The following is a 13,087-nucleotide window of genomic DNA, read 5'->3' as shown; positions in this document are numbered from 1 at the left end:
ACGAACGCTTTGCCGTTCGCGTAGTCGGCCGGCGGAACTATTGCACGGGCAACGAAATTGCCGCCGAAACGTTTTCCCGCGCCGAGCTGCCTTCTGCGTCGCCCGGTGGGGCTCCGTATCCTGGTTCGGGCGAGCTTGGGACTACGGATGCCGACGGTAAGTTTCCGAGGGAGGAGCCGATCACGGCAGGCCTCACAGTCTCGGTCATCACCGGCAGTTCTTCCTGCCGTGATTTCTGCATGCGGTCGGCAAGCTGCAACAGCCCCCAATGCTTTACCGACGTCGAAAGCTCGCTATCCTCCAACGACGAGCGTATCAATGACAGAACTTGTGACCAGGGTATCGGTTGATTGCCGGTGACGACGATGAGTTGGTTATTTTCCCCCTCGGCGAGGCAATCTTGGCGAATCATGTCCTTGGTGCCGCGAACATAAACACCTTCGGGCAGCAAGTAGAACTCGGCACCTACCCGCCGCACGGTGATGGTCTTCGGCAAAGAAGGCGTCATCGTCACGGGAACCGACAACGTCCCGAAATGCGCGGCCCAGCGCCGACACACGTCTAACGAAACGTTGAAAGCCTCGGTTTCGCGGTCGACTCCGGTCAGGGTGATGCGTCCCGCCGTGATCTCGCCCGGTTCCCATCGAAACTGTGAAACATGCACGTGGTTCACCGGCATTCCGGCCGACCACGGCAACGCCGAAGCGATCCCTGAAATCTCGCCCGTCAGTTCCCCCGACCACCGCCCCGGTTCGCGTTCGACGCACCAGACGTACCCCGCGAATTGTCCCTGCGGAGCCCACACTTGCCATTGCGGCCACACCAAACCCAGGAAAGCATTATCGACTCGCGTTTCCCCCGTCGTGACACCGCAACGATGCAAGACCAGCCCATTTTCAACCACCGCCTCGAAACGAAAGCGCGCCACCGCCTCGTCATCGAACCGGCAAACGAAATCGGCTGCCATCCCGCCCGGGATCGGTTCGATCGTACCACGGATTTCCCGCAGGGCTCGTGCCGCTTGTACGGCCGGAGCCGCATCGTCACCGCCGGCGCCGAGTAGTGTCGTTTCACTGAATTCGAATTCGACCGGGCAGGGCAGGGAGCCGCGTCGTCCGGCAACGATTTCTTCCAAGCGTTCGCGCAATGCGGGCAAGGCTTCGGCCGAAATCGTCACGTTGCGACAGGTGAGCCGTACCCTTCGAGCCGATTCGGGGCCGGTATCGTCTTCCGCCGCAACTACGGACGCGATGCGAAGTTGATCGATTTCCGCGAAGGTGGTCCCCGTCAGGGGGCGACGCAAAACGATGTCGTCCAAACGAATCACACCGGGCCGTGGAGTGGCTGCGCCTCCGAGTGAAGCCTCTGCCGCGCACCATTGGCGAAATGAGTCCACGAGATGGTTTCGAAACGCGTCCGAGCGGTGATAGATATTCAGCCCGACGATTCCCGCCGTCGGCCCGAAACAGCCGACCAAAACCACTCCCACAAGCAAACGACGCGTTGTGCGTTCCGACATGGCAAACATCCTTGTTTGCAATACCGGCCGAAGGCGATGCATCCGGTATCATCGCGCCCGGACGATGGAATCGACCGTATTATGTCCCGAAACCGTCCGGCAAGGCAACGCAGATCTACCCACCCAACAAGGGGACATTTCATCTCTTACGAGCCATCGACTCGAAGAGCTGCACACGGGTGATCATCTCCTCGACGCTGTCGCCGCCGAATTTGTCTACCAAAGCTGCCGCGATCTCGAAGGCCACGACGTTTTCGACGATTACGCCTGCGGCCGAAACGGCACACACGTCGCTTCGTTCGTAGCTGGCCGATTCGGGCTGCTTCGATGCCAGGTTGATCGATTCGAGCGGCTTCGCCAGCGTACTGATCGGTTTCATGGCGGCCCGCAAGACGATCGGCTGGCCGTTGGTCATTCCGGCTTCAAGCCCACCCGCGTTGTTCGTGGGCCGCTGATATCCCAAACGGTGAGATTCCACATCGTCCGGATCGAATTGGATCGGGTCGTGGACTTGCGAGCCGCGCCGTCGCGCCGCCTCGAATCCCAAGCCGATTTCGACGCCCTTGATGGCCTGAATGGACATGACCGCCTGCGCCAACCGTCCGTCGAGCTTGCGATCCCATTGTGCATGCGACCCCAGGCCGAAGGGCACGTTATCGACGCGGACTTCGACGATCCCACCGAGCGTGTCACCTTCTTTTCGGCACGTGTCGATCAGGTCCTTGGCCTGTTCATCGTGCTCCGGACGCGTCGAATAGACGATACTTGCATCCCGCAATCGTCGCAGTTCGGCAATATCCGCCTCGGGCGGAGGAAACTTCAGTTCCCCCAGTTCAACGACGTACCCGACCAAATCGATACCGACCAGCGACAGCAATTGCCGTGCGAGAGCGCCGACCGCAACGCGGGCGGCAGTCTCTCGGGCGCTGGCACGTTCCAGAATTCCACGAATCGAGCCGAGGTACTTGACCGCCCCGCTGAGATCGCCGTGGCCGGGCCGCGGACGTTCAAGATCCTCCATCCGCTCGATCTTGTAATCGCGATTCGGCACCAGCAGGGCGATGGGGCTTCCCAACGTCTTCCCCCGCCATATTCCCGAGAGAATCTCCACGTGATCGGTCTCGATTCGCTGGCGTCCGCCTCGTCCGTAACCGCCTTGGCGCCGTCGCAGTTCCGCGTCGATGATTTCGGTATCGATTTCGAGCCCGGCCGGAAATCCATCGACGATAGCGACCAGTCCCTTGCCGTGCGATTCTCCAGCGGTCCAATAACGCAACATGGTCGTCTCTGCCTGCTTTACTTGCTTTCCGCCGGCAACCGATGCCCGACCGGTATCTCCCGGCGTGCGTGCCGGTTGAAACGGTTCCTCACCCGAACGTGCGACCGGTGAGTCGTTCGTACGCTTCAACGTACTTGGCACGCGTTTTCGCCACGATATCCTCCGGCAACTCCGGCGGTGGACTGTTCTTGTCCCAATCGGTCGAGTCGAGCCAATCGCGCACGAACTGTTTATCGAACGACGGCTGACCATGTCCCGGCTCGTACTGATCGGCAGGCCAGAAGCGGGAACTGTCGGGCGTGAGCACTTCGTCGACCAGAATCAATTCCCCGTCGACGCGACCGAACTCGAATTTGGTATCAGCGATGATGATGCCTCGTTCCAGTGCGTATTCGGCCCCTCGACGAAACGTATCGATGCTCTTTTGTCGCAATTCCTCGGCCACCTCGCGACCGGTGATTTCGATCATTTGCTCGAACGAAATGTTCTCGTCGTGGCCCTCGGTCGCTTTCGTCGCGGGAGTGAAGATCGGTTCGGGCAGCTTATCGCTTTCCCGTAGTCCCTCCGGCAACCGAATCCCGCAGACCGTGCCCGCCTCCCGGTACTCGCGCCACCCCGACCCCGAGAGGTAGCCTCGAACCACACATTCGACGGGCACGACTTCCGCTTTCTTGACGAGCGTCGTTCGCCCTCGAAGGATTTCCCGGTCCACGCCTTCCGGCAGATCCATCGCGTCGACGTCGGTCGTGACGACGTGGTTCGGAACGCCCAACAGATCAAACCAAAAGGCCGCGATTTGGGTCAATACACGTCCTTTGTCCGGAATGCCGTTCGGCAAAATCCAATCGTAAGCCGAGATTCGATCGGTACTTACCAACAACAAACGATCGCCCAGATCGTATACGTCACGCACCTTACCGCGACGGACGGGAAACGGCAAATCGGTTTCGAGGACTACGGGGCGCGTCATCTAACCTCGCTCCTGAAATCGGAAATCTTCTGCTGAAGGCGGCGCCACCCCAGGAGGGTACCTTCGCCGACCGCTGAACTAGTATCTTACCGCGGTACGGAACGGCCGACCAGACGCAGATCGCGCGTTCGCCGCGGATGAGCGACCCGGTTTCCGACGACCGAAAGGACGGGACCTCATCCGGGCATCCCGAAGCGGATACAATTAACGACAACTCAATTCTGTTTCGGGCGTTGATCGATGCATGATCCGCGGCCGATCGGCCGCACCCCTCATCCAGGAGTTCCTGCCGCCGTGTTCCAGCTCGTTGCGCCGTACCAACCCGCAGGCGATCAACCCAAAGCGATCGAACAGTTGTGTCGCGGCCTTGACGAGGGCAAGCGCGCGCAAGTCTTAATGGGCGTTACCGGTTCGGGCAAGACATTTACGATGGCCAACGTGATCCAGTATGCCCAACGTCCGACACTCGTCCTATCGCACAACAAGACGTTGGCCGCCCAACTGTACGCCGAGTTTCGTGAATTCTTTCCTCACAACGCGGTCCACTATTTCGTCAGCTACTACGACTACTACCAACCCGAAGCGTACATTCCGCAGCGCGACATCTACATCGAAAAGGACGCCTCGATCAATGAAGAAATCGATCGTCTTCGGCTGGCGGCCACGAGTGCGCTGATGAGCCGCCGAGACGTCATCATCGTCGCCAGCGTTTCGTGTATTTACGGATTGGGATCGCCCGAAGATTACCGATCCATGATGGTCGGTTTGCGGGTCGGTCAGATCATCGACCGCGACGTCGTACTGCGAAAATTGATCGACATCCAATACGAACGGAACGATGTCGAATTCAGCCCCGGCACCTTCCGCGTTCGCGGCGACTGTGTCGAGGTCTACCCCTCATACGAACAATTCGCTTACCGGGTCGAGTTCTGGGGCGACGAAGTCGAGCAACTGTCGATCATCAACCCGTTGACCGGTGAAGTGATTCGCCGTGAGCAACAAGTATTCGTGTATCCGGCAAAGCATTTCGTGCTGCCGATGGAACGCATTCAGCGAGCGGTCGACGAAATTCGGCGCGAACTCGACGAGCGGGTCAAAGAGTTGAAGGCGGCCGGAAAACTGCTGGAAGCGCAACGATTGAACGCCCGCACCCGGTACGACCTGGAAATGCTCCAAGAGATCGGGTATTGCCCCGGAATCGAAAACTACTCGCGGCCGTTGTCGGGGCGTCCGCCGGGCTCGCCGCCGGACACGCTGTTCAGCTTCTTTCCCGACGATTTTCTCTTGTTTGTCGACGAATCGCATGTCACCGTCCCACAAATCCGCGGTATGTTCGCCGGCGACCACAGTCGCAAGACGACGCTCGTAGAGCACGGGTTTCGATTACCCAGTGCGCTGGACAACCGCCCCCTCAAATTCGAAGAGTGGGAAAAGAAAATCAACCAAGTGATTTTTGTCTCGGCCACACCGGGCGACTACGAACTGGCTCAAACAGGCGGCGAGGTCGTCGAGCAAATCATTCGTCCGACCGGCTTGCTCGATCCGGAAATCGAAGTCGTACCGGCACAAAATCAGGTTCCGCACTTGTTGGAACAAATTCGGCAGCGCGCGGCCGTCGGTGAACGTGTTCTCGTAACCACGCTGACGAAACGACTTGCCGAGGACTTAGCCGACTATTTCAGTAAGCAAGACGTCCGCTGCAAGTGGTTGCACAGCGAACTGGACGCCATCGAGCGTGTCGAGTTGTTACGTGAGCTTCGGGAAGGGCAATTCGACGTGCTGGTAGGCGTCAATTTGCTACGAGAAGGACTCGATTTGCCCGAAGTTTCGCTGGTAGCCATCATGGACGCCGACAAAGAAGGCTTTCTACGCAGCGAAACGTCGCTGATCCAAACAATCGGTCGTTCCGCTCGTAACGTCAACGCCAAAGTGATCCTGTACGCCGACAAGATCACCGACTCGATGCAACGAGCGATCGAAGAAACGCATCGCCGTCGTAAGATACAGCAAGAATACAACGAAAAGCACGGCATTACGCCGGAAACGATCCGCAAGAACATCCGACAAGGAATCGAGTCGGAAGTGGCCGCGCACCGCGCAGCCAACGCCGCCGTCGGCCGCGCCGACGAACAGACCTTTCTCACCGAGGAATACCTCGCCGAACTGGAAGCCGAAATGCTCGCAGCCGCAGAGGCCCTGGAATTCGAACGCGCGGCAGCCATTCGCGACCGGATCATGGAATTGCGAGAGCAACGATCCGGCGGCCGCTCAGCGGGGCCTCCATCTCAGCGCAAAGCAAAGACGAAGCGTCGCAAGGGCAAGTCGTCCGCCAAACGTATTCCGCGCCGAGGAGGACGAACGGCATAATCCAAGCTGCAGCCGCTTGTCGCCGGTCGACAATTGAAAGCCCCGTCGCTGCACAACGGTGCCCCAAAAGAGAAACCGGTGGAAAGCCCCGTCAAGACTTTCCACCGGTATTCTATGCGTTACATTCCGTCCGCCGTTGCCGGCTTCAACACCAATGCAGCCCCTCGGCAAGAGGGAACACATGCGTTGATTGGGCAACACCGGATGGCTTCGGTGGCGATCAACCGGCCGACTCGCCTTCAGCGGCTTCGCCCTCGGCGCCCTCTTCCGCCGCCTCGCCGGTAGCCTCTTCGGCAGCCTCTTCACCGGTGGCTTCGGTTTCCGTCGCGGCAGGTTGCTCGTCACCGCCCTCGGTCGCGGCGGGCTTGTTGCAGCCGATGGTCAGGAAGCTGACGCCCAACAACATCATCAGGAACAACGCGAACTTCTTCATCTCACACACTCCTCCTCAAAGGGGAAAAACAGGAAAAGTTTGCTTTGCGATCCCCAAGATCGGGACCGACTCAGCGACTAGCTCTACAACGAGAAAGACCCTCAACCCTAGGAATCTATTCCCCGAAAAGCTAAATTTTTCTTCTGTAGGATGAACCACCCCCTAAAAGGGCAGCCAGCCTTTTTGGGGAATAATCGGTGGAGTCGGCGCATCTACCAGAACAGGGCAACGTTCGTTATGGAGCGGCCGTCGGTATCACCCTCTGTCGAACAGTTGGTACGCGATCACGCGGCAGACGTGTATCGTTACGCGTACCATCTGACCGGAAACGTCGGGGATGCCGAGGATTTGACACAAGAAACGTTCGCCCGCGCCTTGGAAAAACGCGATCAACTTCGCGAGCCGTCAGGCGCACGTGGTTGGTTGTTGGCTATTGCGAGATCGCTGTTCTTGAAGTCGAAACGTCGAAATCGCCCGGTCCTTTTGGGCGAAACCGGTGATGGACTGACGGATCACGTAGAGGAACCGCCTTTCGACGGGGAACGGCTTTCGGCAGCAATCGCCGAACTGCCCGACGATTTTCGGGTGGTCGTCTTGATGCATTATTTCGAAGAATTGCCGTATCGTGAAATTGCGGAAGCATTGAATATTCCAATCGGGACGGTAATGAGCCGCCTCTCGCGAGCCAAGAAGCGACTGCGCAGCCTCTTGGCACCGGCAATCGAGACGCGGCGTGGTCTCGAATCGTAGATTTCGGGCAACACGGCCGATGACGAATCCCGAAAACACCTCTCCGAATCCCGACGATTTGCTCGAGGTGTTCCGTCCCGAGCGGGATGGTGCCGATGATTCCGTTGCGCGCCGTTTTCATGCGCTGATGGCGACCGATCCGAAGGCGGCGGCCGCATATGAAGAGTCATGCAAATTCGACGCCGTCGTTCGTGAAGCCCTTTCGCAAACGCCCGTCCCGGACGGGCTTGAAGATCGCATTCTCGAACGGCTGAACGCAACGGCCGAAATACCGGCGCCCGTCGTTCGACGCTCCCGGTGGACGCGCCGAAGCATCCTCACCATGCTCGGCGCCGGTTCTACGGTGGCTGCCGGTGCCGCAATCATCGCGTGGCTCTTTCGGCCGCCGGAACCACGCCGGACGATCTCGCAGATCGCCGCAATGGCACAAGAAAACTGGAAAGCCGAAGCAACCCTGTTCGGAACGGGCACGGCTTTGGACACCGCCGAACCGGAATTCGCCTTCCCTCACGAATTACGTCGCGAGGCCGCGATTACGTGGCGAATCGCACAATTGGGCAGTTTCCGAGCCGTGGCGTTCGATATTCGGCTACGCACCCAAGAGGTCGCCACGTTGTACGCCGCTCGGATCCCCGTCGATCGCTGTCCGGCGTTTCCGCCCCGCTTGCCGCAGGTGCGAGGCAGTCGGACTTCCGTTGCTGTGTGGCGGGAAGGGGAGACCGTATACGCATTGGTCGTTGCCGGCGATCCCCGCACCTATCGCCGTTTTCTGGCGCCTGCCGAACCCATCGCTTAGCGTCGAGCGAACTCCATGGTCACGGAAATCGTCGCCCGTCCCATCGGAGGGAATAAACCGGTACGCCTCACCATTGATTCGGGACACATCGCCGACGCCCGTCCGCTCGAAACATCAACCGACGAAACATCCCTGCCGTGGGTGGGGGTCGGCCTGTTCGACCTTCAAATCAACGGCTTCGGCGGCAAAGAGTTTTCCTCCCCCGATCTCGCACTCCAAGACGTCGATCGGATTTGTCGAGCGGTGGTCGCCTCGGGCACCACACGATTCTTGGCCACCGTCACGACGAATGCGCCCGAGATCATGGAGCATGCCGTCGCGACGATTGCCGAATACCGGCGACGGCATCGCCATTCTGCGATCGCCGGAATTCATTTGGAAGGTCCCTTCATCAGTCCTCAAGACGGTCCTCGCGGGGCGCATCCGGCCGAATACGTAGTTCCGCCCGATCAGACGTTGTACGACCGGCTGCAACGAGCGGCCGAGGGCACGATCCGCCTGGTCACTCTGTCCCCAGAGTACCCGGAGAGTGTTTCTTTCATTCGGCGGCTGACGACCGACGGCATTCGCGTCGCCATCGGTCACACCGCAGCGAACGACTCCCAGATACGGGCGGCCGCCGAGGCGGGCGCCTGTTTGAGTACGCATCTGGGAAACGGCGCGCATCCGATCCTTCCGCGACACCCCAACTACATTTGGTCCCAACTGGCCGAAGACCGCCTCACTGCGAGCTTGATCACCGACGGCTTCCACTTGCCGGATGCGGTCATCAAGGTGATCGCACGGGTCAAAGGCCACAACAAGACATGCCTGGTAAGCGACCTTTCCGGGATGGCCGGGTGCGATCCGGGACGCTACCGCACTCAACTGGGGGACATCAAGATTTTGGCGAACGGCAAGATCGTCTCGGGGGCGAACCCGGCACTGTTGGCGGCAGCCTCGTTCCCGCTGCTTGTCAACGTGTTCACCGCCGCCCGCGCAGCCGAAGTGCCGCTTTCGACAGCGTGGGATTGGGCCTCAGTCGTCCCGTGCCGTCTGATGGGCGATCGGCCGGCTTCGTTGACACCAGGCGCTCCAGCCGAACTGGTCGTGTTCCAAACTGCCGCCTTGACGGATGCCACAAGCGCCCCTGTTCAGCCGACGGTCGTTCAGGTCGTGCGTCCGGAGACCTCATGACGCCGCCCCGACATCGCCTGATCCGGTGCCGAGATCTTGGCCAAAAGGCCACTGGTTCCCGTGCGGTCCTTGATACGGCTTCGCAAACGCCCCACGAGCACGCCCCAAGGTTTGAATCGCCAACAACGGCTCACCACAGAGACGGTAGACGTGACTGAGTGATCCCCAAGCCAACCGATCATGGGGGGCACTCGAGTATTCGGCCGCAGCACGAAAGGCCTCGGCAGCTTTCGGCAAGTCCCCCATTACCAAGCAGATGCGGCCGCGGAGCATCTCGACGACGCCGCGCCATTCGCCCACATCGCGAATCGAATCCAGCCGTTCCAACGCCTTGTGCGGCAGCCCGAGTTCCAGGTATCCCTCGCACTCCCGCAAACGACGCGCAACGCGTTGCCCTCGGAGTTGTTGGGGATCCATTTTCGGCACCTCGAAGTTTGACCCGTCTCCTGATGTAGTGCGGTTCGATCGGAACGCTACACAAAGGTACACAGACGTATTGCAAACTTCGTTCCGTTTTCAGGGAAGTTTGCCGCCCCGGCCTGACACTGCCATATCTCCCTATACAACAATAACTTACGTCACATCTATTCACGTGAGTGAGGATGCATATTCCAAGCCGTGTGCGGTCTACTTCCAGCTAAAAGAGCTATTCGCCTGCCATTTTGGCACACGGCTTTTGCCCCCAAGATCAGGGAGAAGCAGAATATCCGGGACGCTCCAAAATCGTCCTACGAAGCGTCTCGACCGCCTGATTCATGCGGGCTGTCGCCATCCCGCCATAACGTCGTAGAACGTCGTCTCGAGAAAGTCCCTCTTCCATCCCGTGCAGCGGAGGGAAAAAATCGTCCAATCGAAAATTTTGCGAAACAGCTTGAAGCGACAATCGACTCGTCAGAATTCGCTGGGCAAACTCGACACCCACCAGATCCGCGCCCAGATCGGCAAAACTCCACCCCGAACCGCCGTCCGAATCCCGCCATTCCTTCATTCGTCCCGCCGTCTCGGCCATGCCGGGCCCCACCACGGCCGTAAGCGCCGCCGACACGGCGAAATGCTGCGCCCAATCGTGACGGTCCTGAATCGTGATTCGCCCCAGGCTGCGAATGCGCCACGCCCGCTGATCCTCTGTCTCGATTTCCCGCCAAACCCGCCCCACAATCGGCTGGCGGCGCATCATGTCTGAGTCGTCGAACAACACCCCCAGGGCAAGTAGAAAGGCCTTCGGGGCTTCACTTTGTCGATCAGCCGGCAAACGGCACGCCGCAGAAGCCGTCTCCCGCACAAGATATTCCGTCCAGCCGTCCCCTTCGAGCCGCCCGCCGGTTTCCTCGCTCCCTTGGCGAGTCTGGCGGGCTTGTTCAACGACTGCCCGCACGATCGCCCCAGCAGACGCGGCAATTCCTTCGTCCGACGGAACGACCTGTTCTTTTGAAGTTCCGATCGGTGTCGTCAACTCGGGATGCTCAGCCGGACGTTCGTCGATCTCACGCGACTTCCCCGTTGCGATCGATTCGCTTGGAGATGGATTTTCTCGCGGAACGGACGGCTTTTCTTCCGGTGTGTCGTTGTCGACGTCGCGGCCTTGCCTTGTCGTGATTTCCTCACGCCTTGGCTCATCGTGCGAATCGGAATCGTTTGCCGATGCCGGCTGCGGCGGCACCGGTTCAACGCCGGGAGTTCCCAGCGGGGCAGGGGGATCAGCCAACAGGGCGATCACCTCACGTAATCGGGCCGACGAGCCGTCCTTCGGTCCGACTCTGTCGATCACGTCCAGGACTGCATAAACTTTCTCGCTCGTCGACGCCGGCAATCGTTCGGAACGACCGTGCTGCTGAACGATTTCATCTACCAACAGGTTGACCAACAGCGTATTTAGCGGATCAAACCCAAGATGAAATTCCTTCGCCCGGGCGCGACGTTCTTCAAGAACCGGCTGCATCAGCGAATCAGCATCCCGAATATGCACGGCCCCCAGGTAATGCCCCAATTCGTGCAGAAGCATTTGAAGACGCTCAGCCTCCGTCACCTTTGCTCCCGCCGTCCGAAGCAGCACGTGCGTTCCGAGTAAGCCGCGGGCACCACCCAAGCGATTCTCGCGGGCATCAGCCGGCCATTGCGAGGTGAAGCCGATCGCGAGTTCGCCAGGTTCGGGAGATACGTTTGAAACGAACTCACGGAAAGTATCGGAAAACGACTGAACTTTGTCGTCACTACGCCATTCCGATACGGCCACGACCTCCAGTTCCGTCCCAACGGCTTTCCGCAAGACGTCGTTGGCCCGCTCGATTCGCTCCCGCAAACGAGCTTCCCACACGGCACGGGCGGCGGGCTCATCATCGTCGACAAGGATTTTGGTCGGGATCCGCAACATCGCTGCCGGTCCGGGCAGCAACCAATATCGGCCCACATGCCTGTAACCGGTACGGGAAGAAGTGTGAAGCCTCTTTTCCCACCACCGAGAGGCGGCTTCGGTTTCGAGGTTGTCCGTCTCCGCGGCGTCGAAGAATCGAAGGATATGCGGCGAGTCCTGTTCACGCCCGGCTAGAATGACGGCCAACTCCCCCGGTTCCACCTGCCGCCCGGCTTCGCCGTCCTCGCCGTCACACGACGCGGCAACGAATAGCGGTTCACCAGCAAAACAGACGACGATATCCCCAGGTAACAACCGACCTCGCAACGTCCCGCTGCGCACGGTAATGCGGACGTTCGCCGGACGATCTCCATAGGCAGCAACCACGACACATCGCGGTTCGCATCGCCCGAAAGCGGCGGAGGTCGCAACCACTGCCACAGCAAAGAAAAAGGCCGACCACCACCCGCGATGCGACAAAGGTATGGTCCGCCTGATGTTCATTGCGATCTTAGAGGCGGCAAAGCCGCCGTACTGAATGCAGCTCCCCCCGGTCGGACGCGGACCGGAGCGGATTGCTCAGCTTCGGTTTCAGCGTCCCAGCATGCGGTTACGACGGGCGCGACGCTCAGCCCGAAGTCGGGCCCGACGGCGGGTTTCGCTGGGCTTCTCGTAGTACTCGCGGCGACGCATTTCTTTCTTGATGCCGCTGCGTTCAACCAGCTTCCGAAACCGCCGCACGGCCTCCTGGACCGATTCCCCCTCGCGCAAAATCAACTTGACCACCAAGCATCCTCCTCTGTCAACCAAACGTCCAATGGGGATTCGCACCGGCACGGCGGCGACAGCTCGCCGTACCTCACCGTCATTCACCGCAAAATGTTTCCGCGACTGCCTGTGATGTTGCCGCTGCGGTATCGCATCATCCTCGCCCTAAACGGCGAGAACGTATGATGTTACCTCGAAGCGACACACTTGTCTAGCCTCCAGGGCGCACGACCGACACACCCCCTCCAGTGGGGAAATCCAATCCATCTCTTTTTCCCATGATCGCCGATAGGATCCGCAAAGTTTACCACCACTGCGCCGTCGTTCCCCAAAACCGAAGAATTCCGCTCGTTCAAGACTGGAATCCCCCGTTTCATCGGCCGATTTGACACGACGGCCCATGAACCTGCCCAACCATCAGAGGGAGTTTCCCACCATGAGCAACACATCCGTGATGTTTCCCCAAGCAGGACGAGGCCCGCAAACCGGCCACGCACATCACGCCACTGCAATTGACCCCACAGAACTGTTTCGCGCATTGGAAGAAAAACATCGAAAGCTGACGGCGAGTCTCGATGAACTGGACCGGAAAGTGAAAGCCGTTCTCGACGAATGGACACGTCGCCCTCAGCAGCCGGTCGACGACGGCCCCCATGCGGCCGACTAGTTTCTCTGGCAC

The 13,087-nt window shown here is 59.7% G+C and carries 12 protein-coding genes; 5 read left to right on the top strand and 7 right to left on the bottom strand.

Annotated features, from left to right (window positions below; all coding sequences use genetic code 11):
* Positions 1-37: 37 nt before the first annotated feature.
* From ACYQ2I_RS08700 to ACYQ2I_RS08690, 3 genes are all read right to left on the bottom strand, one after another.
* Positions 38-1,519 (bottom strand): hypothetical protein, encoded by a 1,482-nt coding sequence (locus ACYQ2I_RS08700; protein WP_460166619.1) that lies wholly within the window; start codon positions 1,517-1,519, stop codon positions 38-40.
* Between the two features lie 139 nt (positions 1,520-1,658).
* Positions 1,659-2,939 (bottom strand): chorismate synthase, encoded by a 1,281-nt coding sequence (gene aroC / locus ACYQ2I_RS08695; RefSeq protein ID WP_460166618.1) that lies wholly within the window; start codon positions 2,937-2,939, stop codon positions 1,659-1,661.
* Positions 2,887-3,768 (bottom strand): phosphoribosylaminoimidazolesuccinocarboxamide synthase, encoded by an 882-nt coding sequence (locus ACYQ2I_RS08690; RefSeq protein WP_460166617.1) that lies wholly within the window; start codon positions 3,766-3,768, stop codon positions 2,887-2,889. The genes aroC and ACYQ2I_RS08690 overlap by 53 nt, the downstream gene beginning before the upstream one ends.
* 240 nt (positions 3,769-4,008) lie before the next feature.
* Here ACYQ2I_RS08690 and uvrB point away from each other — a divergent pair, with 240 nt between their 5' ends.
* Positions 4,009-6,135: an excinuclease ABC subunit UvrB gene (gene uvrB, locus ACYQ2I_RS08685; protein ID WP_460166616.1), complete on the top strand. Its 2,127-nt coding sequence runs from the start codon at positions 4,009-4,011 to the stop codon at positions 6,133-6,135.
* A 220-nt stretch (positions 6,136-6,355) separates the two neighbouring features.
* On the opposite strand, the gene ACYQ2I_RS08680 is transcribed toward uvrB, so the two are convergent.
* On the bottom strand, positions 6,356-6,568 hold the full coding sequence (locus ACYQ2I_RS08680) for a hypothetical protein (protein ID WP_460166615.1): 213 nt from the start codon (positions 6,566-6,568) through the stop codon (positions 6,356-6,358).
* A 237-nt stretch (positions 6,569-6,805) separates the two neighbouring features.
* Here ACYQ2I_RS08680 and ACYQ2I_RS08675 point away from each other — a divergent pair, with 237 nt between their 5' ends.
* Genes ACYQ2I_RS08675 through ACYQ2I_RS08665 form a run of 3 tightly spaced genes read left to right on the top strand, consistent with a single transcriptional unit; the run spans position 6,806 to position 9,290 of the window.
* A complete protein-coding gene (locus ACYQ2I_RS08675; RefSeq protein ID WP_460166614.1) occupies positions 6,806-7,318 on the top strand; it encodes an RNA polymerase sigma factor in 513 nt (170 codons plus the stop codon).
* A gap of 19 nt (positions 7,319-7,337) precedes the next feature.
* Positions 7,338-8,114, top strand: a complete 777-nt coding sequence (locus tag ACYQ2I_RS08670) for a hypothetical protein (protein WP_460166613.1) — start codon at positions 7,338-7,340, stop codon at positions 8,112-8,114.
* 15 nt (positions 8,115-8,129) lie between these two features.
* Entirely contained in the window at positions 8,130-9,290 is a 1,161-nt protein-coding gene (locus ACYQ2I_RS08665) for an N-acetylglucosamine-6-phosphate deacetylase (RefSeq protein WP_460166612.1), read from the top strand.
* Here ACYQ2I_RS08665 and ACYQ2I_RS08660 read toward each other — a convergent pair.
* The 3 genes from ACYQ2I_RS08660 to rpsU form a co-directional block, all read right to left on the bottom strand.
* The gene (locus ACYQ2I_RS08660) at positions 9,285-9,707 is read right to left on the bottom strand and encodes a hypothetical protein (protein WP_460166611.1); all 423 of its coding nucleotides are present in this window, start codon (positions 9,705-9,707) and stop codon (positions 9,285-9,287) included. The two genes, ACYQ2I_RS08665 and ACYQ2I_RS08660, sit on opposite strands and share 6 nt — an antisense overlap.
* Positions 9,708-9,978: 271 nt before the next feature.
* Entirely contained in the window at positions 9,979-12,027 is a 2,049-nt protein-coding gene (locus ACYQ2I_RS08655) for a hypothetical protein (RefSeq protein WP_460166610.1), read from the bottom strand.
* Positions 12,028-12,231: 204 nt separating this feature from the next.
* Positions 12,232-12,426, bottom strand: coding sequence for a 30S ribosomal protein S21 (gene rpsU, locus ACYQ2I_RS08650; protein WP_460166609.1), 195 nt, complete (start codon positions 12,424-12,426; stop codon positions 12,232-12,234).
* Positions 12,427-12,844: 418 nt separating this feature from the next.
* On the opposite strand from rpsU, the gene ACYQ2I_RS08645 reads away from it, so the two are divergent.
* Positions 12,845-13,075 carry a hypothetical protein gene (locus ACYQ2I_RS08645; RefSeq protein ID WP_460166608.1) on the top strand — a complete coding sequence of 77 codons (231 nt, stop codon included), beginning with the start codon at positions 12,845-12,847 and terminating at the stop codon, positions 13,073-13,075.
* Positions 13,076-13,087: the final 12 nt, after the last annotated feature.

The sequence above is a fragment of the Thermostilla marina genome (assembly GCF_054657455.1).
The sequence above is the reverse complement of the archived record's forward strand: the minus strand, read 5'-3'. Positions and strand labels throughout refer to the sequence as shown.

What these genes read in the sequence shown, in the direction of transcription:
- ACYQ2I_RS08690 (WP_460166617.1), bottom strand. Translation starts at nt 3,768, where the DNA reads ATGACGCGCCCCGTAGTCCTCGAAACCGATTTGCCGTTTCCCGTCCGT.
- ACYQ2I_RS08645 (WP_460166608.1), top strand. Translation starts at nt 12,845, where the DNA reads ATGAGCAACACATCCGTGATGTTTCCCCAAGCAGGACGAGGCCCGCAA.
- ACYQ2I_RS08665 (WP_460166612.1), top strand. Translation starts at nt 8,130, where the DNA reads ATGGTCACGGAAATCGTCGCCCGTCCCATCGGAGGGAATAAACCGGTA.
- uvrB (WP_460166616.1), top strand. Translation starts at nt 4,009, where the DNA reads ATGCATGATCCGCGGCCGATCGGCCGCACCCCTCATCCAGGAGTTCCT.
- ACYQ2I_RS08670 (WP_460166613.1), top strand. Translation starts at nt 7,338, where the DNA reads ATGACGAATCCCGAAAACACCTCTCCGAATCCCGACGATTTGCTCGAG.
- ACYQ2I_RS08700 (WP_460166619.1), bottom strand. Translation starts at nt 1,519, where the DNA reads ATGTCGGAACGCACAACGCGTCGTTTGCTTGTGGGAGTGGTTTTGGTC.
- ACYQ2I_RS08660 (WP_460166611.1), bottom strand. Translation starts at nt 9,707, where the DNA reads ATGGATCCCCAACAACTCCGAGGGCAACGCGTTGCGCGTCGTTTGCGG.
- ACYQ2I_RS08680 (WP_460166615.1), bottom strand. Translation starts at nt 6,568, where the DNA reads ATGAAGAAGTTCGCGTTGTTCCTGATGATGTTGTTGGGCGTCAGCTTC.
- ACYQ2I_RS08675 (WP_460166614.1), top strand. Translation starts at nt 6,806, where the DNA reads ATGGAGCGGCCGTCGGTATCACCCTCTGTCGAACAGTTGGTACGCGAT.